This is a genomic window from Spirosoma montaniterrae (assembly GCF_001988955.1).
Lineage (GTDB): Bacteria > Bacteroidota > Bacteroidia > Cytophagales > Spirosomataceae > Spirosoma > Spirosoma montaniterrae.
The window spans coordinates 3,106,382-3,129,439 of record NZ_CP014263.1; the positions used below are offsets into that span (position 1 = coordinate 3,106,382).

General features: G+C 48.0%; 19 protein-coding genes. 16 read left to right on the forward strand and 3 right to left on the reverse strand.

Going from position 1 to position 23,058, the window contains the following annotated elements; translation table 11 throughout:
• Positions 1–9: 9 nt before the first annotated feature.
• Positions 10–1,248: a M16 family metallopeptidase gene (locus AWR27_RS13435; protein WP_077131633.1), complete on the reverse strand. Its 1,239-nt coding sequence runs from the start codon at positions 1,246–1,248 to the stop codon at positions 10–12.
• Positions 1,249–1,433: 185 nt separating this feature from the next.
• On the opposite strand from AWR27_RS13435, the gene AWR27_RS13440 reads away from it, so the two are divergent.
• The 6 genes from AWR27_RS13440 to AWR27_RS13465 all read left to right on the forward strand — a co-directional run bounded on the left by AWR27_RS13440 (position 1,434) and on the right by AWR27_RS13465 (position 9,600).
• Positions 1,434–2,477, forward strand: coding sequence for a hypothetical protein (locus AWR27_RS13440; RefSeq protein WP_232325829.1), 1,044 nt, complete (start codon positions 1,434–1,436; stop codon positions 2,475–2,477).
• 2 nt (positions 2,478–2,479) lie between these two features.
• On the forward strand, positions 2,480–3,478 hold the full coding sequence (locus tag AWR27_RS13445; RefSeq protein WP_077131635.1) for a phosphotriesterase family protein: 999 nt from the start codon (positions 2,480–2,482) through the stop codon (positions 3,476–3,478).
• A gap of 39 nt (positions 3,479–3,517) precedes the next feature.
• Positions 3,518–4,108 (forward strand): hypothetical protein, encoded by a 591-nt coding sequence (locus AWR27_RS13450; RefSeq protein ID WP_077131636.1) that lies wholly within the window; start codon positions 3,518–3,520, stop codon positions 4,106–4,108.
• 99 nt (positions 4,109–4,207) lie between these two features.
• The gene (locus tag AWR27_RS25510) at positions 4,208–6,289 is read left to right on the forward strand and encodes a DUF5723 family protein (RefSeq protein WP_077131637.1); all 2,082 of its coding nucleotides are present in this window, start codon (positions 4,208–4,210) and stop codon (positions 6,287–6,289) included.
• Positions 6,290–6,423: 134 nt separating this feature from the next.
• Entirely contained in the window at positions 6,424–8,751 is a 2,328-nt protein-coding gene (locus tag AWR27_RS13460) for an OmpA family protein (RefSeq protein ID WP_077131638.1), read from the forward strand.
• A gap of 189 nt (positions 8,752–8,940) precedes the next feature.
• A complete protein-coding gene (locus AWR27_RS13465; RefSeq protein WP_077131639.1) occupies positions 8,941–9,600 on the forward strand; it encodes a DUF3267 domain-containing protein in 660 nt (219 codons plus the stop codon).
• A gap of 142 nt (positions 9,601–9,742) precedes the next feature.
• Here the strand turns inward: AWR27_RS13465 and AWR27_RS13470 are convergent, their stop codons facing one another.
• Positions 9,743–10,504, reverse strand: a complete 762-nt coding sequence (locus AWR27_RS13470) for an NIPSNAP family protein (RefSeq protein WP_077131640.1) — start codon at positions 10,502–10,504, stop codon at positions 9,743–9,745.
• A 163-nt stretch (positions 10,505–10,667) separates the two neighbouring features.
• On the opposite strand from AWR27_RS13470, the gene AWR27_RS13475 reads away from it, so the two are divergent.
• The 10 genes from AWR27_RS13475 (at position 10,668) to AWR27_RS25515 (ending at position 22,123) form a co-directional block, all read left to right on the forward strand.
• Positions 10,668–11,633 carry an alpha-E domain-containing protein gene (locus tag AWR27_RS13475; protein ID WP_077131641.1) on the forward strand — a complete coding sequence of 322 codons (966 nt, stop codon included), beginning with the start codon at positions 10,668–10,670 and terminating at the stop codon, positions 11,631–11,633.
• 147 nt (positions 11,634–11,780) lie between these two features.
• A complete protein-coding gene (locus tag AWR27_RS13480) occupies positions 11,781–11,888 on the forward strand; it encodes a hypothetical protein (RefSeq protein WP_269466606.1) in 108 nt (35 codons plus the stop codon).
• Positions 11,889–12,511: 623 nt separating this feature from the next.
• Positions 12,512–13,099 carry a TIR domain-containing protein gene (locus AWR27_RS13490; protein ID WP_077131643.1) on the forward strand — a complete coding sequence of 196 codons (588 nt, stop codon included), beginning with the start codon at positions 12,512–12,514 and terminating at the stop codon, positions 13,097–13,099.
• Between the two features lie 10 nt (positions 13,100–13,109).
• The gene (locus AWR27_RS13495; RefSeq protein ID WP_077131644.1) at positions 13,110–14,018 is read left to right on the forward strand and encodes a DUF4231 domain-containing protein; all 909 of its coding nucleotides are present in this window, start codon (positions 13,110–13,112) and stop codon (positions 14,016–14,018) included.
• Between the two features lie 314 nt (positions 14,019–14,332).
• On the forward strand, positions 14,333–15,502 hold the full coding sequence (locus tag AWR27_RS13500; RefSeq protein WP_077131645.1) for a hypothetical protein: 1,170 nt from the start codon (positions 14,333–14,335) through the stop codon (positions 15,500–15,502).
• 975 nt (positions 15,503–16,477) lie between these two features.
• A complete protein-coding gene (locus tag AWR27_RS13505) occupies positions 16,478–17,143 on the forward strand; it encodes a hypothetical protein (RefSeq protein WP_157579210.1) in 666 nt (221 codons plus the stop codon).
• A 970-nt stretch (positions 17,144–18,113) separates the two neighbouring features.
• On the forward strand, positions 18,114–19,424 hold the full coding sequence (locus tag AWR27_RS13510) for a hypothetical protein (RefSeq protein WP_077131647.1): 1,311 nt from the start codon (positions 18,114–18,116) through the stop codon (positions 19,422–19,424).
• Between the two features lie 35 nt (positions 19,425–19,459).
• Positions 19,460–20,206, forward strand: coding sequence for a TauD/TfdA family dioxygenase (locus tag AWR27_RS13515; RefSeq protein WP_077131648.1), 747 nt, complete (start codon positions 19,460–19,462; stop codon positions 20,204–20,206).
• 1,294 nt (positions 20,207–21,500) lie between these two features.
• Entirely contained in the window at positions 21,501–21,947 is a 447-nt protein-coding gene (locus AWR27_RS13525) for a DUF6934 family protein (protein WP_077131650.1), read from the forward strand.
• Positions 21,948–21,958: 11 nt separating this feature from the next.
• Positions 21,959–22,123 (forward strand): hypothetical protein, encoded by a 165-nt coding sequence (locus AWR27_RS25515; RefSeq protein WP_198044997.1) that lies wholly within the window; start codon positions 21,959–21,961, stop codon positions 22,121–22,123.
• Positions 22,124–22,289: 166 nt separating this feature from the next.
• Here the strand turns inward: AWR27_RS25515 and AWR27_RS13530 are convergent, their stop codons facing one another.
• Entirely contained in the window at positions 22,290–22,814 is a 525-nt protein-coding gene (locus tag AWR27_RS13530; protein WP_077131651.1) for a hypothetical protein, read from the reverse strand.
• Between the last annotated feature and the right edge of the window lie 244 nt (positions 22,815–23,058).

A 23,058-nucleotide genomic window follows, 5' to 3' on the forward strand; every position in this document is an offset into this window, starting at 1 on the left:
GATCAGGGGTCAGTTGTCGCGCCGGTAATATAAAGTCGAACTATTGTCCGGGCGCAGTATTTTCCGGGCGGCTGCCTGAATGGATTCGGGCGTAACGGCCTGGATATGGGCTGCTTCTTCGTTTACGAAGTTGGGGTTCCCACCGTTGGCAGCGAATGCTAAGTTCATGGCCCGATTCAGCAGTTCGACTTCCGAGAACGCCAGCGTGGCCTCAGCCTGATTCTTGACTTTCGCCAGTTCTTCTTCTGCAACGGCCTGTTCAATAAATTCCTGCACAACAACTTCTACGGCGGCATCGGCCTCTTCGGGCGTAATTCCCTCGTTCAGCGTACCCTGCACAATCAGCAGGCCGGGGTCAATCGATGCTGTCGTATAGGCACCAACGTTACTGAACAGCGGGGTATCCCGCAACAATTTCTGGTACAGCCGCGACGATTTGCTGCGCCCCAGCATATCGCTCAGCAGGTCGGCGGCATGGTATTCGGCGTCGAACCGGCCCGGCATGTGCCAGGTTTTGTAGAGTGCGTTGAGTGGCACGTTCGCGCTGGTTTCAAGTTGTCGGGCCTGGGTCTGTTTCGGCTCTTTCGGCAAATTCCGCACGTAGGGCACACCTGCCGGAATGGGCGCGAACCACTTGGCACAGAGTTGCTTAACCTGCTCAACCGTAACGTTGCCCGCTACTACCAGAATGGCGTTGTTGGGCAGGTAATACTTGAAGAAAAAGCCGCGCACGTCGTCGAGTGTGGCGTTTTCGATGTGGCTGATGTCTTTACCGATAGTGGCCCAGCGATACGGATGTTGCAGGTAGGCGAGCGGGCGCAGTTTTAGCCATACATCGCCGTAGGGCTGGTTCAGATAGCGTTGCTTAAACTCTTCGATTACTACTTTCTGCTGCACGTCGAGCACCTGCGGATCGAACGACAGGCTCAGCATCCGGTCTGATTCGAGCCAGAAAGCCGTTTCTAAATTGGCCGCTGGAAGCGTAATGTAATAGTTGGTGATGTCGGGGCTGGTGAAGGCGTTGTTTTCGCCCCCCACGCGCTGTAGTGGCTCGTCGTAGCTTGGAATATGCTTTGAGCCGCCAAACATCAGGTGCTCAAATAAATGCGCGAAGCCTGTACGGTCGGGGTCTTCGTCGCGTGAGCCAACGTTATACAGAATATTAACAGCCGCCATCGGGGTGGAAGCGTCTTCGTGAACAAATACCCGCAGGCCATTGTCCAGCACAAATTCGTCGTAATGAATCATGAATAAAACTTTTGAAGCCTGCCACTCGTTGAAAAGCGACACTGACTTGCTCAGTAAACAAAAGTACAGTGCCAGTCGTGCAGAATCAAACGCTTATGTTCACCCGCTCAATGTTATTACCCCTGATACAACGTTTCTGGTTTGTTATCTGTCTGTGTCTGCCGCCCGGTGCGGGTGCTCAGGTTATGAACGACCCCGTTCTGCAACAAACCATTCAGCATACGTTAGACGATATTTATAATCTTGATTTTGTTGCCGCCGACGCCCAGATCAGGCAATTGCGCAGCCGCTACCCGCAGCATCCTGTCGGACCAATTTTGCTGGCAACCAAACTGGAATTGCAACACCTGCCTGTTCACGAAAACAAAGCCGCTACGGTACAGTTCACGCAGGCTGTCGATCAGTCGCTTACGCTGGCAAAGCGAATGCTCGATAACGACAAAAACGACCCTGAAGGCATCTTTTTTGCTCTCACCGCCCATAGCTATCTGGCGTCGTTGTATAACAATCAGGGCGAATCTATCAAGGCCGTAAGCGAATCGAAGCGGGCTTATGGCTATCTGAAAGATGGCTTCCATCTGACGACCAAAAGCCCGGATTTTTACTTTACAACGGGCTTGTACAATTATTACGTCGAACGTTATCCGGTCGACCACCCGGTGGTTCGTCCGTTCATGTTTTTCTTTGCCGATGGCAATATGGCGCAGGGAATAAAACAGATGGACATAGCGACCAAGCGGGCATTGTTTATGCGTCCGGTAGCCAATTATTTCTTGGCGCACGTACTGATTAAACACGAAATGCAGCCGGGTCGGGCCACTGCATACACGAAATATTTAGCCGATAAATACCCCAATAACCCTCTGTTCGGCATGATCAACGCCGAAGCGTTGCTGTTGGCGGGGCGGTATGCCGAAGCCCGGCCCTACGTGCAGCGGCTGAAACAGTTACGTAGCAAACTGATTCCGCTGGCGGTCAGCGCATTTGAGGGAATGCTGGCTGAACATGCCGACAAAGACGATCTGGCAGCTTCCGACTTGTATCAGGCCGCCCTCAGGCACTATGTCAATGGAGCGTATACGAAAGAATATCAGGCATTTGCCTACGCCGGACTCGCCCGTATTGCCACCCGCGCCAATGACCGCAACCGCGCTCGTCTGCATTATAAAAAAGCTCTTGCCATAGCCGAGTATAAAAGCGTAATTCGGGAAGCCAAAGCGTTTAAATAAGTATGCTTTCTCGTCGTCAATTTCTGCGCTCATCCATTGCCGGTTTCTTTTTTCGGGATAAGCCGCGCTCGTATATTCAGACTGTAACCGGCCCAATCGATGGATCGAAAATGGGCCTTACACTCATTCACGAGCATATTCTGGTCGATTTTATCGGTGCCGACAAAACCAGCCCCGAGCGTTGGAATCGGGCCGACGTGCTGGCGAAAATGTTGCCCTATTTGCAGGAACTCCGGCGGTTGGGCGTACAAACGCTGCTCGATTGTACGCCCGCTTACCTCGGCAAAGACCCGGAGTTACTGCGCGAATTATCCGAAAAATCGGGTGTGCAGCTTCTGACCAACACGGGCTATTACGGCGCGGTCGATAACAAATACCTGCCTGCTCATGCGTTTACCGAAACCGCCGACCAACTCGCCGACCGCTGGGTAGCCGATTTTCAGGATGGTATTGGCACAACCGGCATTCGGCCCGGCTTTATGAAAATCAGCGTCAACCCCGGCCCGCTGTCCGATATGCACCGCAAGCTGATTACGGCAGCCGCCCGCACGCACAAACGCACGGGCCTTACCATCTGCTCACACACCGGCCCGTATGGCCCCGCGTTTGAGCAAATCGATGTACTAAAGCAGGAAGGTGTTGACCCAAAGGCATTTGTATGGGTTCATGCGCAGGGCAATAGTATGGTGCATTACGCCCGTGCCGTGCGCGACGGCGCGTGGGTGAGTCTCGATGGATTAGATAACGGCAACGTAGCCCAATACGCCGATACGCTGCTGCTGATGAAAGAGAACCAGTTTTTACACCGAACGCTGCTCTCGCACGATGCAGGCTGGTATGACCCCGACAAACCCGGTGGTGGCCCCATCAGCCGCGACTATACCGTGCTATTCAAACGACTTATGCCCGAACTAAATCGGCGCGGCTTCACCCGCAGGAACTGGCAGCAATTGCTGGTCGAAAACCCGGTCGAAGCGTTTGCCCTGAAAAACAGTAGGTAGCACACGGCCATGCCTTACCACAGAAACCGCCTGTCAACCATGAAACGAACGCTACTTCTGGCTATCCTTTGCGCATCTATAACGGGCGCATTAGCCCAGACACCCGCCATCATTGCACCCGACGTTCAGATAAAAACGGCAGTTATGGCTGCCCCCGCCGACAAACGCGACGGAGCAACTGTTTATGGGTATTCGCCTAAAAATGAGTTTGTTATCCTGCGAAAAGGCACCAACGAGTTTATTTGTCTGGCCGACGACCCGACGCAGAAAGGGCTGAGCGTATCGTGCTACCATCGCGACCTGGAGCCGTTTATGGCGCGAGGTCGGGAGCTAAAAAAAGCCGGTAAAAAACCCGACGAGATTCTGAAAATCAGGGAAGATGAGGTGAAAGCGAAAAAATGGACCATGCCCTCGGCCCCGTCGACACTGTTTGCGTATTCGGCTCCCGACAGCAGCTACAATGTGCAGACGGGTGAGGTAAAAAATGGCTACCTGCGTTACGTGGTCTACATTCCCTATGCTACTGCCGAAAGCACGGGGCTACCCCTCAAACCCGAAGCTCCCGGTATGCCGTGGATTATGGACCCCGGCACCCACCGCGCCCATATCATGATAAATCCGCCAAAGTAGTTAAGTAGTGATTGCCTTTAAGTAAATAGCCGGGGAACGCTATAGGACGAGTGATGGCTATGTGGCATTTTTGTCTGAATTGCCATCATCTCCCCTCCTATGACACTACGATTACTCGTTTTATCGGGTTGTCTGTTGCTGGCTGCCGGTGTTCGGGCGCAGCGCATGACAGCGGCACAACTTAGTAATTTCGCCGGTATCAACGGTCTATATCTCAACCCCTCGTCTATTGCCGATTCGCGCTGGGGAACGCACATCAACCTAACTACGGTGTCGATGCAGGCCAACGCCCAGCCACGTTTGCCCGCGTCGATTGTGCCGTTTGCCGAAGCTGGTCTGAAACTGCGCGGGCAGGAAATGGCACTCAAAGCCATTGACCTGCGCGGGCCTGGCCTGATGGTGCAACTACGCGGCAGTCAGGCGTTTGCAATTACGACCCGCTACCGGGCTGATGTCAATCTGGCGGGCAATTATGATCTGATCAACTGGTTTCGGGGCGACAAAACCCCGTTGCCCAACACCACACGCTCGGAGCAAATCAACGCCGACGCGTTTGGTGAAATTGCCGTTTCCTATGCCATGCCCGTATTGAACTGGCAGCAGCATTTTGTGAAAGCGGGTGGCACAGTCAAGTACCTGCGCGGGCTGCACAGTTCAAGTTTATCTGTCGACGGTCAGTTTGGTGCACCCGCGGGGCAACTCAGTTACAGCATCGACCGACTACAAACGACCTATTCAGACCTGACAACGCTGAGCGACCTGACCTTTGGCGACGCCCTTGCGGGTCAGGTGCCGGGCAACGGCACAGGCTTCGATCTGGGTTTTACGTATGAGTTTCGCCCACAGGCCGACTCGTATCGGTACACAATGGACGGCAAAACACTGTCCGACGTTACGGTAAACAAATACCGCGTTCGGCTGGGTGTCTCGCTGCTCGACATCGGCACCATTCGCTATCAGAATGCCAGCAACTGGAGCGTGCCGGCCCGAACCGGAACGCTCCAGCAGTCAGCCGTACAGCCACCCGCCCGGCCCTGGCAAATCCGCGACGCCATCGCGCAATCGCTCGGTATTGTACCCGAAGGCTCGGTAGGCGACTTGAACGTGGCTCTCCCCCGTACACTATCGGTGCAGGCCGACGTAGCCCTGACAAATGGCTGGTTTGTAGGTGCCGCCTGGTGGAAACCGTCGCAACCGCTGGCGTCGGCACAACACCGGTCGGCATTGCTCTCGTTTGGCCCGCGCTACGAATCGAAAGACACCGAGTTGAGCCTGACGGGGAACTACTGGCAAACGCTCGGTAAATTCTCGGTAGGGGCGCACCTGCGGGCCGGTATCTTTACCGTCGGCACGGATAACATCGTCGGTTTCTTTTCCGATAACGGCCTGACAGCGCATGTATTTGCGGGTATTACGCTACCATTCGGAGCCAAACGACCCCGCGATACAGATGGCGACTATGTATCGAACAAGGTAGACCGCTGCCCCGATGTGGCGGGCGTTTGGGCGTTTCGTGGTTGCCCCGATACCGACGCCGATGGCATCGAAGATAAAAACGACAACTGCCCGCAAGACGCCGGACCAACGGCCACCAATGGCTGTCCCGACGCTGACAACGACGGTATTTTCGACAAAAACGATGCCTGCCCCAACCAGTCTGGCAGTACCCGGTTTAGTGGTTGCCCCGACACCGACGCCGACAACATTCCTGATAAAGACGACGAATGCCCGACCGTGGCCGGTATGCCCGCGCTGGGTGGTTGCCCCGATGCCGATGCCGACGGTCTGCGCGACAGTCAGGATGCCTGCCCCAACGAAGCGGGTTTAAAAGAACTGGACGGTTGTGCGCTAAAAGCCATAGCGACGCCTGCTGTTGCCACGTCGGCAGTGCCAGCGTTATCGGCTACGGAAACTGCGTTGCTCGAGCAGCTAAACCGCAGCTTTTTACGTGGCCCGATGGCTGATGAAACCGCACTGGCCGGGCTGAAAACGTACCTTGAATCAACGCCGGGCCGGTTACTCTCCTTTGAATTTTCGGGCAGCAATCAGGAGCAGTTAGTGCGCGTAGCTACGCTGTTCAAAGATGAACTGGCTACGTATTTTGGCAATACCGACCGCTTTCGGTTTACGGTTGTACCCAAAGCCGGACAAGCGGCAGGAATAAGGGTGAGTGTGCAGTGAAAAATGAAAAGTGAAAAATGGAGCCGCTGAGAACCCCACGCGTAGCTATAGCTGTAATGGCTTACCTGATTACATTTTTAATTTTTCACTTTTCATTTTTCACTACTGAAAGCGCAGCGCAATCCCGCAGACGGATGCCGGAACCGCTCAACCTGCGCGACCACGTTGAGTATGCCCCCTCGGTCAGTGCCGATGGGCGAACGCTTATTTTTCAGTCCGACCGCTATGGCGTGTTTGTAAATGCGTATAAGAAAGTGCCGCGCATCAACGCCGAGGGCGATCAGCAACTAATTGACGACAAGCTGAGTACGCAATTTTTTGGCGTTTACGAAGCGCGGCTGCACCCCAGCGGGCAGTGGATGAAACCCGAACCAATCCAGGCCATCAATCGCTACGATTCGGATAGTATGACGCCCCTTATTGGTGGGCCAGGCATCAGCTACGATGGCAACTACCTGTTTTTCTTCGCCAATTTTCCGACCAAACCCGGTTTTGGCCGCGAAGATATTTACTACTGCGTTCGGCAGCGCAACGGTTGGGGGCCACCCGTAAATATTGGCCCGGCTATCAATACGGCTGGTTATGAGGGCTTCCCGAGTATTTCGGCAGATGGACGACAGTTGTATTTCGTGCGCGAAAACCTGACCCACCGCTCGCACGAAGGGCAGACTTGCTATAGGATTATGGTAGCCGAAAAAGGCCGCGATGGGCAATGGAAACGCCCCATTGAACTGCCCGCGCCGGTGAATATGGACTGCGAAAAAGCCCCGCGTATTCTGGCCGACAGCCGAACGCTCGTCTACTCATCTATCAAAGCCAAAGGCGACGGTGATTTCGATCTATACATGAGCGTATTGCAAGCCGATGGTAGTTGGTCGGCACCGAAAAATCTGCACTACGTCAATACCAAACGATCCGATCAATCGGTCGCGATTAGTGCGTGTGGCGATCTGATGTACTACGTTAGCGACGGCGACATGTACACGACGCCGATTCCCGACGAACTGCGCCCGTTTAAACTGGCAACGGTGCAGGGCTTCGTAACAGATTCGCTATCGGGCTTGCCAGTGTCGGCGCGGGTGGTGGTGAACGATGTCGGCACAGGGCAACTTGTAACAACGGTTGAGACGAATCCCGCCGATGGTCGTTATACGGTGCTGCTGCCCAGTACGAGCGCGTACCGCCTGACAGTGAACGAACGCGATTTCCGAACCGCAAGCCGATTGATTACGTGGGCCGCCTACGTCACCTGCGACGTAATTCCGACTGATTTTCGGCTGAAGCCCATCCGTACTGAAACAGCCGCCCGACCCGATGCTACTCTCAGTCGCAAAGCTGATGATATTGTGATTGTAGCGGCTCCGGTTGTAGAACGCGTAACGGCGGCTCAGGTGGCCGACAAGCGAACGGAAGAAGTAACGTTGGTCGATTCGGTTCGGCAACCGAAACCCTCGCCACTGATTGTAGTGCAGGTTCGGGTGGTTGATTCGGAAACAGGCGCGGCTATACCGAATGCTCAACTGACTATAACGGACGAAAAAACCCAGAAACCGCTGACTGCTTCGCCCGATAGCACGGGGCAGGGTTTCGCGCTGTCGGTAATGCCCGGCACATCGCTGGGTTTCCGCACAACGGCACCAGATTATTTGATTACCAACGCTAAGCTCAACAACATAACGGCCCCGCAGCGGCTAACGCTCAAGCTATTGCGTCAAAAACCCAGCGTACTGACCATTCGGGCGTTTGCCATGACCATCCGGCAACCGCTTACATCGGCGGTAGCGTCGATTACGTCGAAAAGCATCGGTCAGACTGAGCGGTTCGACATGCCGGGCGGGCGGCTCGAACGCACCTTCGTCAACCCCGACGACCTGACGATTCAGATCAGCGCACCCGGTTACACGTCGGTTACGAGACAGCTCACCATCGACGTGCCACCGGGCGGAAAATTCTACGAGTTCGATGCTGAATTAGATGCTATCGTCACGATGGTTGCTAAGCCGCCTGTTGCCGCACCACCACCTGCCCCCATCGCGACAACGCCCGAACCAGCAACCGTGGCTGAAACCGTGACAGCATCGGTGTCTGCTGTGACAACAAAAGCGTTTGGCGTGGTTGAAAAAGGCAAAAGCATCCGGCTCAACCGGCTCTATTTCGACCAGAGCAGCCCCGTTCTACGACCCGAATCCTACACCGAACTCGACCAGCTTTTCGACCTGCTCACGCAATATCCAACCATGCGCATCGAGATTCGGGGGCATACCGACAATCAGGGCGATTTCGACGCTAACGTGCAGCTTTCCCGCGACCGCTGTCAGGCAGTAGTGGATTATCTGGCGGGGAAAGGCATTCGCAAAACCCGTTTGAAAGCCGTTGGTCGCGGCCCCACCGAACCCGTTGCCCCCAACAACAGCGAGGAAAACCGGAAAAAAAACCGGCGCGTTGAGTTTGTAGTTATCTGAACCAGGATTAGCCGGGATTTACAGGATTAAACAGGATGCTACGCTGCGCTTATTCGATTTACTGAATTTTTCCCGATTACCAATCCCGCTAACTCGGCGAATCAACTAAGCGCAGCATCTTGAAATAATTTTGCAAATCCTTGCTAATCCTGCCAGGTCAGCGTTCTGGTTCTGATAATCCATTATTTTATGCGCCCCACTGTCGATGAGTTGTATCAGTCTGGCCGTTATCGCCTGATCGAGTCGTTCAAAATTGATGAGATGAATCAGTTCATCATGCGCGAACTGGGCACGAAACTCCCCGAACAGCAACCAGAAAAGCATAGCGGGAAACGTTGGCTTCCCCTGTTTGGTATGGGTATCGCAGGTGGCCTGATTGGCTTTTTGAGTGCCTACGGTTTCTTCACCTACGTCGACAAACCCGATGGTCCGTCGTTCTTGTGGCAACTGATCGGTGTTGCGGTGGGGTTCTTCGTTTTGCTACCCATTCATGAATTCATTCACGGGCTGGCATTCCGCCGAATTGGTGCGCCCAACGTCGGTTACGGTTATTCGCTGAAAAATCTGATGGTGTATGCCTACAGCCAGAATTTTCCGGCTACCACGCGCGAGATCGCCTTCGTGGCCGTAATGCCGTTTCTGGTCATTACGATTGCGTTGATTATCGGGTGGGTTTTGCTGCCCGTTTGCGCCGTATTCTGGGCGGGCCTGCTCCTCCTCCACACCAGTGCCTGCATCGGCGACTTTGTACTGATCAACTATCACCGCAAGAATCAGCACCGCACCGTTTATACCTACGACGACGTAGACGGTGCCCGCATGACGTATTTTTTTGAGGAAGTCATCTGAACCATCTGAACCAGGATTAGCCGGGATTTACAAGATTACCGCAAGATTCTGCGCTTCGCTTGTTTATGAACCCGAGTAAGCGTAGCGTAGAATCCTGTTTAATCTTGTAAATCCTGGCTAATCCTGGTTCAGATGGTTCAGACTACTTAATCATCGAATAATCGGTTGGTTTCAGATACACCGACTCTACTTTTTCGGTGAGTTTGCCGTTGGCTTCGGAAGCGTCGCGGGCTTTGATCCAGTCGGGGTCGTTGCGGAAGGCATCGAAATGCTTTTTGCCTTCGGCTTCGCTGGGGTGGGCCAGCATATAAATCAGTTTGGGCTGAGTGCCATTGGCTTCGGTTGTAATCCAGTAGCCGACGTGTGTCATGCCATGCTTGCTGAACAGGTTGATCGTATGATCGCGGAAGCGGGCCAGTAAATTGGTCAGTTTACCCCGCGTGGCTGTGTAGGTCCGCAGTTCAAACGTTCGTTCAGGATTTTTGACGCCCGTTTTGATGGTCGGCGATAGCTGCGATTCCATCATAAAAATCTGGTCGATATGGTCGATCAGTTTGCCGTTGGCTTCGGTTTTGGCGACGACGGCTTTCCAGTCGGGGTCGTTGATGAACGCCTGCCACGATGCCTCGCGGGCCTCGCGGTCGGGGTAAGCCAGGATGTAAATCAGTTCTTTACGGGCCGTATCGGTGGGGGTCCAGTAGCCAATGTTTTCCATGCCGTGTTTGGCAAACAGTTTTGTCGTGTATTGCCGAAACCGGTCGACAATCTCGGCATATTTGCCGGGCGTGGGGTAGTAGATACGAATCTCATACAACTTCCCCGATGGTTTACCGGGATATGGCTTAGCTACAGCAAATGAGTTGACTACCAGCAAAATAGCAATAAGAGAATACAAGTGGCGCATCGGCGTATCGATTGAGAAAAAAGTGCTGAGCAGTAAAGTCATCAACCAAATAAAATCTACCTCTGCGTACTCCGCGTAATCTCCGTTCCTCTGCGTTTGTCCTTAAAAACTTGCAAAACAGCCGCCACCTCCTATTTTTGTTGAATACCCTTCTTTACGTACCATGCTGAGCCGCGTTGCCAACTCCGTTTACTGGATGCACCGTTATATTGAGCGGGCCGAAAACTACGCCCGTTTCATAAGCGTAAACTTCAACCTTGCCCTCGATCTGCCGCCCAACGTCGACCAGCAATGGGAGCCGCTTCTGATTGCCACCGCCGATAATTCCCTGTTCTACGAGCACTATCGGTATCCTACCCGCGAGAACGTAATTCAGTTCATGACATTCGACAAACGGAATCCCAATTCAACCGTGTCGTGTCTGAGCAACGCCCGCGAAAACGCCCGTACCATTCGGGAGGTGATCTCAAAAGAGATGTGGGAACACCTCAACGAGTTTTATCTGCACGTGCGCGACAAGGCCCCGCAGGCTCAATACTGGGATCAAAGCCAGACGCAGCACTTTTTCATTGACATTCGCAATAGCATCCAGCTTTTTTACGGCATCATCGACGCCACTATCACCCGCAACGAAGCCTGGCACTTCGGGCGGCTGGGCCGTTTTCTCGAACGCGCCGACAAAACCTCGCGCTTTCTCGACGTAAAATATTTCACGCTTCTACCTGAAGTCGATGCCGTTGGCACCACCATCGACCTGATGATCTGGTCGGCGGTATTGAAATCGGTCAGTGCCTATAATATGCATCGACAACAGCATCGGTCGCTGACGCCCACCAGCATTGTGGATTTTCTGATTCTCGACAAGATGTTTCCGCGTGCCGTAGCGCATTGCATCCGGCAGGCCGAACTTTCGCTCTACGAAATATCGGGCAATAACCCCGCGCAGGGCTTCGGCAATGCCGCCGAACGCGCCCTCTCAAAACTCCGCACCGAGATAGAATTCACCGAAACCAGCGACATTTTCCGAACGGGGCTGCACCAGTACTTAGACAACTTTCAGACGCGCACCAATGAAATCGGCACCGCCATTTTCGAGACCTATTTCGACCTGAAACCCGTTGAAGCGTAATGTACCCCCAACCCCCTGAAGGGGGCTACTCCGAGCCTAAAGGGAGTTTAGGTAGCCCTTTTCAGGGGGTGGAAATGAAGCTGCGTAAACGGCATTCACAGCCTTCGCCACAGTTTCGCCACCCACCTGCTCGAATCGGGCTTTGATATCCGTTACATGTATCAACTGCTGGGCCACGAGAGCATCCTGACCACAATGCGCTATACCCACGTCACGGCTGATAAAATCAGCACCCTTAAAAGTCAAGTCCATTAGAAGATCTGTAAACGCAGCGTCTCACCACGGCAACGGCCCCGGCTCGTGCCGACGTAGCAGCGGGCGCAGTTGTGCCAAACTGAAAAACTTCCGTTTCAAAATGAGCCCTGCGTGGTTCCAATAACTACGCGTTTATTGCGCTTTATACGACCTTGCGTATCAAAACGGTACAGGTGTTTGTCTTTACCGAAAAAGTAGTTTGGCCGGGCCGCCGTTGCGGTATCCCTCTATGTCCCGCCACCGTATAATAAATTCGGACTGAATTAGGGGGCCTTTTTTGTCCATTATCTTGTGTTTTCGTTGGCGATATGTACTCTTGTTATCAGTTATGTAGGCCAACGTTTTGTAAGCGCAAATCTACCCATACGCTTAATATCAACCAACGCATTATCAGCGAATTGATATTAAGCGGGTTTACGTACAATAACACGTTGGGTGGTCCATACAGCGAAGGCGTGTAGGCTAGCGTCGGGTCGACAGAGCGCACTCGATTGACAGATAGGCTTTTTTGCGTTCATTGTCAGGCGTCGGTCCACAGATTGCACTCCCCGATAGATCAACCAACAGCAGAAACAGACTGTTATCTATTCAAAGTTTAATCGTTGTAAAACCATTATTTGAGCATGGCAAGAAAATGTTATATATCCTTTAAAACAGAAGATATTGCTTATAAGAATTATATACAAACATATCTAAACGTTGATATGATTGATAAATCACTGAATGAGCCTGTTAATTCATACGATGAAGATTACATAATGCGAGTCATAAGGCAATACTATCTATCAGACTCAACTGTAACAATTCACTTGATTGGCCTTTATGGAGCTGAAAACCGAGGTCAGCACGAGCAAAGATTCATCAAAAGAGAATTACAAGCATCACTCTTTCACGGAATAGGTAATACGCAAAATGGCATATTAGGTGTAGTTTTACCCGATATGTACAATACGGTGTATGGTGGTTCAGGAATTTGCTCAACCTGTGGAGGTTCACACAACTATGTATATATTGATGACTCTACAACAATAAAAGAATTCAGTTATAATTATTATATTCCAAAAGAAAACAAATGTTCGTGGGCAGAGGAAGATAGATTCTGTGTGCTTGTTAAATGGAGTGATTTTATAAATAGTCCTGAATATTATATTGAACGAGCTTTTCAAAAGCGCAATTCTTTAATCGCTGACTATACTCGGGTAAGACCTTAAAAATTACAACATGGCAGTAAATAGTTTACCAAAAATCACGGAGAAGGATTTTACAAGCTTATACATTGCTTCTGATGAAGCTTCGAAAAAAGCCCAATCTGATTATGTGCTAATCATAGCTATTGACCTAATTGCAATGTTGGTAGCTTCTGCGGTAGCTACTTATAATTATCAGACGGAATATTCTAAAAGAATTTTGTACATAATTTCAGGAGTACTACTCTTGCTTAGTCTTATATTAACTATTGTTTTGTTAACTAAAAAATACGAAGACATATGGTATCAAGGCAGAGCGTTGGCAGAGTCTTGTAAAACCTTGACTTGGCGGTTTATGACACGTTCTGAGTTGTTTGAGACTTCGATTCCAGATGACGAAGCAAAACAAAAGTTCATACATCGAGTGCAAGAATTGAGTAAGGAATTCTTGGAGCTAAATAAAGTATTGAATGCAGAATTATTAAACAAACCTGTTATCACTCAGGTCATGCTTAATGTGAGAGCGTTACCCTTAACAGAAAGAAAAGAGTTTTACATAGAGAACCGCATAGAAAATCAAAAAAAGTGGTATTCAACTAAAGCGAAATTCAATAAAGGTAGGTACAATTTTTGGTTTACTATTATAATTGTGGCTCAATCAATTTCTCTAATCAGTGTGTCATATTTAATAAGTCAACCAAACTCCGATTGGAACCTTATTGGTTTTTTTACTACTATTTCTGCATCAGCAATTAGTTGGTTACAACTAAAAAGACACCAAGAATTGAAACAGGCATATACTACAGCTTCTCAGGAATTGAATTTGATAGTTTCCCTGTCTCACGAAATTATTGGCGAAAGTGAATTTTCAAAATTCGTTTTAGATTCGGAAAATGCGGTATCTAGAGAGCATACGCTCTGGCTAGCACAGAGAAGAAAATAGATTACTAAATCATATTTTGTGCTCAATTCTAGCAGATTGTGCGGTGTCATCGCTCTGTGCGGTGTCGCTTCCGGGTGACAGGGGGCAGGCCGAAAGGGCAAGCGATGCAGCCCAACCGCAGGGGGTGTAAAAGTCCGAGGTACGTATGTTCAGATGAGTTGTGTGCTTGCCCATTAACCCCCTGGGTCGTTGGGGGATTCTCAAAGCAGCTGCTCGTGTGCCAGCATCTGGTCGACAAGCCAAACGCCCCGATATTGTATATTAGACGAAGGCAAACTTTTAGTTGTCACTATTTAAAACAAGTTGCTATTAGCATGGACTCAATAATGGCTCGAAACTTGTTGGGTGGTTTTTCTGGATATTCCCCAGTTCTATCTCCGGCAATTAATGGGATGATACTTCAACTTTATTTAGCTGCCCGAGATCCTGCAAGACCACGGTTAGGAATAGAGCGTGATACACTAGAATTAAATTACTCTACTTCACTTTACACACTTCATCAATATTTTCAAAGTGAAACGCATCAGAAAGCCGTTGAATTATTGCAAAAATCTATCTTTCATAATAAACCATTTGGGCTTTACTTGCGCAGTTTTGCTTTTGGCGCATCTGTTGACCCACCTCAATTAGACTTAAATACGATTGATACACATGTTCAAATGCAAGATGAGCATTTTCAATTTTGGTTAACTAGATATATTGTACCAAAAGTGCCATTTTTAGCTATTGAAAACCCTGCTCTTGAACTTCGCACCAATAATAGTTTACCGAAAATTGCCCTTGTTGATGATTCTTGGCAAAGCGTTGTCAAATCGATAATCCCAGTAGCAACAGTAATCGTACTTTATTTCGGAGTGATTACTGATGGAGTTAAGATAGAAATAGAAGCTATACGTTTCGCAAATCGACAAGATTCAACAATTTTATTTCATAGTGAGCCAATCGTTGATATTGATATATCAGATTTTCCTAATGTCTTCTCTTGGAAAGAAGAAAATTTTGATGCTACTGCAATACTTTCAATATTACAAACTTTACCTGTTTGTAATAAAGATCTGTGCGAATATGTAATTTTGCCTGTGAAGCCTGCGCCACCATCTATTTTAAAAGATTATACAGATGGGATTACTAACATGGGTTTATTAGCTGGTCATCATATGCTAAAAAATAGTATGTATGTGGATGCTGTAGATGCATTTGTTGCGTCTATAGCATCTTCTTTCTGGAGCCAAAATGAATACGCTCGTGCCTTTGCTTACAGATATTTAGCATGTTCTTTTTCTAAGCTTAATAAGCTCCAACTGGCTATTGACATTCTTGAGTATAGCTTAGATTTATTTGAAAAATTTGCTCATGAAAACCCCTCCTCTGTTGCTGAAGCATTGCAAAATGTTAATGAGTTTGACAACATATTTCAACAATTTAGTACAATTAGTCGTGTCGATCATTTGCAAAAGCGATTGTCAATTTTACAGCTTAAATAAAAAAATAAATACTAGTTTTCCGTTGATAGTATGCTCACTGTTTAGGTAGGTTTTCAGCCCAACAAAAACGGGGATGTAAAGGTGGAAGTTATTGTCGTTCAGTATATTTGCTCGTTCACCATAAGCCCTTGTGGGCGTTGGGTGGCGGGTCCATGAAGTGCTTGTGTGCCAGCGTCTTGGCGACAGCGCGAACGCCCCGGTAAGGCAAGTTTAGGCTTTCATTTCCGGGTTCCGGTCGACAGGTCGCGCGGCTCAGAGGTCAGGCTTTTGGCTTCCACGTCCCAGCGTCTCGGCGACAGGACAAACGCCCCGGTAAGGCAAACGATGGGCTTCGCGCTCTGTTTGACAGCAGTAGAATTGGCTTCGCGTTCGGCTTAACCATCCGGTCAGGCTTCGCGCTCGGTCTCATCGGTTAGTGCGTTGTGTTTCGCTGTGCGTGGGCGCGTTCTCCGGCGACAGGTTGCTCGCCCCCGAAGGAGAGGTTCAGCCCAACCGTCAGGGGGTGTAAAGGTTTAGGTTGTTTGCGTTCAGTTGAGTAACTCGCTCACCATCAGCCCCCTGGGTCGTTGGGTGGCCCGTCCATAAAGTGCTTGTTCGGCGGGTCGCGGGCGACAGGTTGCAGGCCACAGAGGTCAGGTTTTTTGCTCGTTGGGCGGATCGCTGCCTCGCAAGCCAAACGCCCCGACAGGTCAGGTTTTGGCTTGCGAGGCAGCGTCTCGGCGACAGGCCAACCGCACCGATAGGCAAGTTTGACAAGGAGCGGTGTAAAATCAGGTTATTGGAAATTATAATATGGGTATAAACAGAAGCTGGCTATCTACGCTTTCCTTTAGAAAACTACGAGAGAAAACCCATGATTTATCAAGGGTATACTGGACGCAGCAGATGGCAAGCGATTGTTTACAGGAACAACTTGACACAAAGAACCCAACAGCAATATCTGCGGAGGAGATAAACTGTTCGTTTGATTCAAGGATGCATCCTCAAACCGTTTCTGAAACTTTAAGTTGGCTACCAACTTTTATGGAAAGGAATAGGTTGCATTTATTGGTTATTTATACCGCTTTTCTTGAGACATATTTGAAGGAAATCACCTTTTTCTATACAGCCTCTCAAGGTCATGTAAACAATACACATGATAAAACATATCCAATAAAATTGACAAAAGTTGGCGAAGCTTACGCATCTCCGATTTTAAAATCTTCCACTGTGCCAGATATGTTAAAATATGCGGCAGAGTTGTTCGATATAAATTTTGGCAGGAACGCTACTGAATGGGTAAAAATATATAAAGTTCGTTGTGCTGCTGCTCACAATGGAGGTATAGCTACACCCAAGTTTTTGCAAGACATTAGTGGTATGCCTTTGAGCCTTAATCCAAGAGAATATGAGAACATTGGATTGACATGGGATGAATTACGGGCAGCGATGCGATACGCAGATGAAATAGCAGCGTTAATTGATTCCAAAGTTTCTAATTACGACATTAGAATATTAGAAACAGAGCAAATATTGAGAGAACAGAATGGCAAGGGTATATTGCCAAACAAAAATAAGTTATGGCAATTTTTACATGATGAATACAGCTTATTTCCAATAAAACGTCCTGATAAAAATAGGCTGTTAAGCAAATTCTATTAAGAATGCGTATAGTCGGATTTGCGTATTCTTAATTTCATCCTTCATCCTGTCGTGCGACAGGATGCTCGCCGGTCAGGACGCTATGCAACTCAACCGGGCAGGGGTGTAAATGTGCGCTACGCGCCATCACCCCCTGCGGTCGTTGGGTGACCCGTCCATCGCTGGGCTTGTGCGTGTTCCGTTTGGCGTGCGACAGATCGCACGGCTCTGGTTGCCGTCGGGTGGTTCGTTAGGGTGCTTCGGCTTACAAGCCTCACGACTGAGTGAGTCAAGCTGAGGGCTTCCAAGTCCGTCTGTCGGCTGACAGTGCGCACGTCCGTTGAAGGCAAGTAATTGTTAGTCAAGTGGTTTTTAGTTCGATCCTTTTCGGGGCAGCCCCGGTCGACAAGTCAAACACTCCCGAAAGGCGACTTTTTATTGGCTCAGAGAAATTGGTTTTGTAAGTTTGTTGGGCTTCGCGCTCGGCGTGGGTAAATGAGGTTGCGTGATCGCTCCGGTACTGGAGCCGGGTCTTGTGCGACAACAGGCACGCCTGTTGTCGAGTTTGAACGAATTCCCATCCTTGTGGAGGTGTTCGTTCAACAATAGATTGAGTTTCACGGTAGTTCTCGCTGACAGGTTTTACATACTGAAGTCGTCGGGCGGTCCGTCAGGTTGGTTTCGCGCGACAGTACGAACGACCCATGAAGGTGAGTTGTGTGGTTGCATTTCTGGGTTTCGCGTGACAAAGGACACACCCCTGAAAAGATAGTTTAGTTTTTTGTCTCGGCGGGCTGTCTAACAGCAGTATCTTATTTTACACTGAATCCCATTTTAATTGGTATTTTAATCATTCACCCTCCTGAACTATGATAGTTCTCGCTTTACTAATAGAGGAACCGGTCGGAAATGAATTGATAAAGAAATTCAGGCAATAATCACATAAAATAACTATGTCATATGACAGCCAACCCCAAACCATATAAGACCAATGACTAACACCATACAAATCTTTCTCGCAATGTTTAAATATATATTTTTCATTTTAAATCCTATAAAGGGTGTTGTATTCATAGTGTTATTGTTTTTGTTTGTCATGAGCGTAGCAAGTTATTTCTTTGATCCTAATAATATTGACTTATTTAAGTACATTGCTATCGTATCTATCATTGTCTCTTTTATACAGCTTTTCCAAGAGCTGTTTAATTACGATGATTTAGAAGTAAGGCATAATGAAAGCCTCATCAATTCATTCGTAGATATTTTGCCATCGTCCGAAGAACAGAAAGACGGCTTTTTGACTATATCGAATCCAAATATTGAGAACTCAACTATACTATTTTCAACTATTTTCAACGAATTTATCATCCAAAAAGAGAATGATTTTCACTTAATTATAAGTGAATCTAATAAAAAAGTATTTTATCATTCTATTAAAAATCAGAACAAGCCTTTATCTACAATAATACAATGGAAATGTTTCTCCTCAATAAAGCAAGAGCAAGTGTTTAATAATGAAAATAAAGTTGCTTTGTGTTCTCCCATTAGAACGAATGTAAAAGATATTAAGATTTTTAAAGTAGACTATTATTCATCTTATTTAACGAATGAAATATCTGCGACGAAAATAGTAAGCAAAATAAGGGGAAAGGGATACGTAGGTTTTGATCCCTCAATTACATTCCCCCAAGACAATATTTTTGGCGAAAGAAGAATAAAGGAATTTGGAGAATATCTTTATGGTAATCACCTCGGTACAAGCACACTTGCTATTTCATCGAACAAATACCTCTGCATTTGGCGTCAAAACGTTAAAGCTCAACAATCATCAAATCTGCTGGTCCCAACAGGTTCCGGGTCAACGGATTGGAAGGACTTAAAAAATACTGCTTCGCTCAAAAATCTTGTTGTTAAAACTATAAATCGTGAACTTTATGAGGAATCTTTAAAAAGAGGATCTAACCTTAAGCCAAAAGACGTAGAAGAAACCATTCTTATAGGGTATTTCCGTAGATTTATAAGAGGTGGCAAATCTGAATTTTTAGGTATTTCAAGGCTGTCAGTGCCGCATATATCCCTTGCACCTAATGAAGAAGAAGTAGAAGACACAACAGGATTAGGAGATCAGATGTATTATCCAGTAAAGACTTTTACCGATCTCGAAAAAACTGTTACATCTCTTCTTGAATCTGCTCATTATCAACAGAAAATATCTACTTCTCTTTGGGCAAGTTTACTTGCGCTAAATGATGCAATTAAGAAGAATCCTTTGATAATAAAGAGATTTTTTAGATATTCTTGATAATTTACCCGTTCAGCTTAAATCGCAGATACGATATGAGTACTTTTTTTAGAGAACACATTATTGATATTGCTAGGGTTAGCAGCCAAACTGTCGTAGACACTTTAAATGTGCATGGAGTTATAACTTTCGAGCATATTTATGAGACAAGCCATTTTTTGAAATTATGTAATAAAATTGGGACTGTTTATAGCCATCCAGACGCTGACTATAAAGGCATAACGTCTATTGAATACAAACCAACGCCTATTGCTAAGCCCGGTTTGTTAGGTTTTACAAAGAAAAATTTAATACCGCATACAGACAGAGCAACTGTAATAAATCCGCCCTTCTACACATCTTTATTATGTATAAAACCAGCCATAGACGGTGGAGATACCATTTTGGTAGATGGAAAAAAGATTTACAATGAAATGAAAATGAATTTTACTGAAGAATTGAGTATTTTAGAAAAGCCAGATATAGCAATTTTTGGTAGAGGTAAAGATCAGTTGGTCAGTGCCATATTTGCTGAAGTAGATTTACTACATTCTAATAAATTTTTAAGGTTTCGTTATGACGATGTTTCCTATTTTTCAGCAGAAGCGATTGAGTCGATAAATATATTTTTGTCATTGGTTTATAAATACAAACACGAGTTTAGATTGGAGTACGGTCAGGGGTATATCGTTCAGAACGGTAGGTGGTTACACGGTAGAAGTGCCTTTGATGGTGAAAGATTGATGTATAGAGTTTTAATTAATTCTAGTTCTGCAAATAGTGATTTTGGGTTTAGTTTTTAGTTAGTTATGGCATTGGTTTAGATTAAACCTTTGCCGTTATTGAAAGGCCAATGAAAAGCAAATCAAGCTAGTTATACCAATAAAACTGATTTGATGATATGAGGTACATACTGCCCCACAGTGTGTCTTTGTATTCACTCGGCAAAATCGGTTTCGTGTTTGTTGGGCTTCGCGCTCGGCAAGGTAAGTTGCGCGGTTTGACTCCAGTGCTGGGGCCGTGTCGCGGGCGACAACAGGCACGCCTGTTGTCGAAGTTGAGGGCATCCCAACGTGGGCAGGGGTGTAAAGGCTCGCTTCGCTCACCATCACCCCCTGCGGGTGTTGGGTGGGGCCAGCCAGAAAAGGGCTTGGGCGTATGCCATTGCTCGTGTGACAGAAAGCGCGGCTCTGGAGCCGTCGGGCGGTGCGTCAGGGCAGTTCGTGTGACAAACAGCGCGCCGGAGTTAGGCAAGTCTGGGTCTTCATTTTCAGATTTCGAGCGACAAATAGTGCGCCCTGATTAGGCAAGCATCTGCTCGTTAGGCGCGTTGTGGCTGACAGGCCAAACGCCCCGACAAGTCAGGTTTTGATTTGCCGGGCAACGTTCTGGCGACAGGTTGCCCGTCTCGACAAGGCAAGTTTTGGGCTTCGCGCTCGGTACAAATTTTAACTACTAAATTTTCTAAAATATGTTCGGTATATTTTCCAACAAGCCTTTGTCTCAACTGAGTTTGGAAGAACTAAAGAGCCAAGAACAGTCAACCCGAACATTTGTTCGATGGTTAGGTTTCCTGTTCGTGGTACTGGTTGTACTCATTTTTATTTGGACGTTCATGAAGGGCTATCACTTGAGCAACATAATGCTCTTAGTGGGGCTTGCCTTTTTGAATGCTGTTGCGGCTGCTCAACTGAAGAAAATTAGATCTGAGATAAACTCACGAGTGCAGTAAAATCGCTTCGCGCTGCCGTCCATCTGTTGACAGGTTGCTCGCCTGCAAAGTGAAGTTGTGGGCATCCCAACGGAACGGGGGTGTAAAGGCTCGTTCCTCGCCATCAACACATGGGGGCGTTGGGTGAACATCAAAGCCGTACTTCTGTTTCGGGGTCTCGTGTGACAAGTTGCACATCTCGCGGGGGTAGCTACGGGCTTCCATTTTCGGGTTTCGGGTAACATAGGAAACGCCCCGGTTGGGCAGGTTTTTGTTCCCATTCTGGGGTTCCGGCTGACAGGGTAAACGCCCCGACAGACCACACTATGACAAATTCCTGAGTTTAGGTATGTGAGAAAAATGCTTCTTTCCTACCTTCACGAAGTATGAAGATTGACAAGTATGCGCTCAAAGCGGAAAGCAGCCTAACCGTTTTTGAGTTTGTGAGCGAAGGGACAAATGGCCTCATCCGTAAACTCATCCAATTTCAAAAAACCAATCAGCCAGATGTATATAACCTCGCTTTTGGCGACAAAAATGCAGATACAGGCGAAATTGACGATTTAGTCGTCTCCAATAATGGGGATACCGGCAAAGTATTGGCTACCGTTGTTGCGGCTTTATATGCTTTCTTCGACAAGCATCCCGACGCATTCGTCTATGCCACTGGCAGCACTAAAGCGCGAACCAGATTATATCGAATGGGTATCACCCGGTTCTACCAGGAAATGATTCAGGATTTTGAGCTTTACGGGCAAATTGGAGACGAATTCTATGCTTTTGAGGTTGGTAAGGAATACACGGGCTTTTTAGCCCAACGGAAATTTGCTTAACTTTAAACACGATGAGAACAGTTCAGGAACTCAATAATAGCAAAGCTCCTATTGTGCGGATTGATCCCGCACTGGAGCAGTATCGTGACAAAGTACTCTTCCCGGAAAAATTGGCAAAAGCCAATGAAATGCTAAAAACGGCGAAGTTGCCAAGTCGGAAACGAGTTGCTGATTAAATTTCAGCTTCTCGGCGACAGGCCGCACGTCCCGTGACAGGGCGGTCTATGCTCATTAGGCGGCTCCCGTTGACAAGCCAGCCGCCCCGACAGTCGGGCCTTGACAAGTTCGGCAGCTTTCTTGCGACAGAGGAAACGCCCCGGTTAGGTGACAAATCGCGTAATACTACTGCTTTTCCAGGATGCTCTGTTCTATAACTTGTCTTATTTCTGTTGCGTATGGGTTGCCAGATCTAAAAATACACGAACAGTAGAGTTGACCATAAAGACTATAGTCGATTTTTTCGACAGGCATTACGTCCGTCTGTTGCCATTCACTATAGCGTTCTGCGAAAATTTCACTTCGCTTCTTGGCGTAACGTGCATGCCTATGCTCTGGTCCTGGATTCCAGACACTTTCATCACTACAGACATATAACAAAACCATGAGAGGATGCTTGTTCATATAAAAGTACAAAACCTCGAAAATAGCCGTCCACACATGAGGGTCATTAGGTAAACGTTTACCTTCCTCAAATGTGCCCTTTATTGGGGTGAAGCCTAACATTTTAGTGTTAGAAGCAAAAGAAGCGGATGGTACGTAACCATCCGCTTCTGTAAAATAAACAAGATACTCTATACCATGGGCTGTGACGAACGAAAAGTCATTACCGCCCGCTCGTTCGTTTATTGAATATCCCTGTTGGTTCAATGATTATAGTTCCACTCAATTCACTCGTTTTACCTGCGTTTGCTTTCTGTTCCCTGATTATAACCGCGTCTTCAACCATCCTACGCACATTAATGCCGCAGGACGAACCGAATGCGCTTTGCACAGTAGCAGGTTTGCCCGAATTTTGTGCGGCAACTGGTACATAAACAGCCTTAGCTGACTGAACAGTCGACTGTTGCGGGCTGATAATGCTCCATCTTGTCGTGTTCATTTTTGCTTTGTT

Coding starts and splice junctions, on each gene's coding strand:
- AWR27_RS13470 (WP_077131640.1), bottom strand. CDS start 10,504: ATGCGCCACTTGTATTCTCTTATTGCTATTTTGCTGGTAGTCAACTCA.
- AWR27_RS13490 (WP_077131643.1), top strand. CDS start 12,512: ATGGCAAGAAAATGTTATATATCCTTTAAAACAGAAGATATTGCTTAT.
- AWR27_RS13445 (WP_077131635.1), top strand. CDS start 2,480: ATGCTTTCTCGTCGTCAATTTCTGCGCTCATCCATTGCCGGTTTCTTT.
- AWR27_RS13505 (WP_157579210.1), top strand. CDS start 16,478: ATGCATCCTCAAACCGTTTCTGAAACTTTAAGTTGGCTACCAACTTTT.
- AWR27_RS13510 (WP_077131647.1), top strand. CDS start 18,114: ATGACTAACACCATACAAATCTTTCTCGCAATGTTTAAATATATATTT.
- AWR27_RS13500 (WP_077131645.1), top strand. CDS start 14,333: ATGGACTCAATAATGGCTCGAAACTTGTTGGGTGGTTTTTCTGGATAT.
- AWR27_RS13495 (WP_077131644.1), top strand. CDS start 13,110: ATGGCAGTAAATAGTTTACCAAAAATCACGGAGAAGGATTTTACAAGC.
- AWR27_RS13435 (WP_077131633.1), bottom strand. CDS start 1,248: ATGATTCATTACGACGAATTTGTGCTGGACAATGGCCTGCGGGTATTT.
- AWR27_RS13465 (WP_077131639.1), top strand. CDS start 8,941: ATGCGCCCCACTGTCGATGAGTTGTATCAGTCTGGCCGTTATCGCCTG.
- AWR27_RS13515 (WP_077131648.1), top strand. CDS start 19,460: ATGAGTACTTTTTTTAGAGAACACATTATTGATATTGCTAGGGTTAGC.
- AWR27_RS13450 (WP_077131636.1), top strand. CDS start 3,518: ATGAAACGAACGCTACTTCTGGCTATCCTTTGCGCATCTATAACGGGC.
- AWR27_RS25515 (WP_198044997.1), top strand. CDS start 21,959: ATGAGAACAGTTCAGGAACTCAATAATAGCAAAGCTCCTATTGTGCGG.
- AWR27_RS13460 (WP_077131638.1), top strand. CDS start 6,424: ATGCCGGAACCGCTCAACCTGCGCGACCACGTTGAGTATGCCCCCTCG.
- AWR27_RS13525 (WP_077131650.1), top strand. CDS start 21,501: ATGAAGATTGACAAGTATGCGCTCAAAGCGGAAAGCAGCCTAACCGTT.
- AWR27_RS13475 (WP_077131641.1), top strand. CDS start 10,668: ATGCTGAGCCGCGTTGCCAACTCCGTTTACTGGATGCACCGTTATATT.
- AWR27_RS13440 (WP_232325829.1), top strand. CDS start 1,434: ATGAACGACCCCGTTCTGCAACAAACCATTCAGCATACGTTAGACGAT.
- AWR27_RS25510 (WP_077131637.1), top strand. CDS start 4,208: ATGACACTACGATTACTCGTTTTATCGGGTTGTCTGTTGCTGGCTGCC.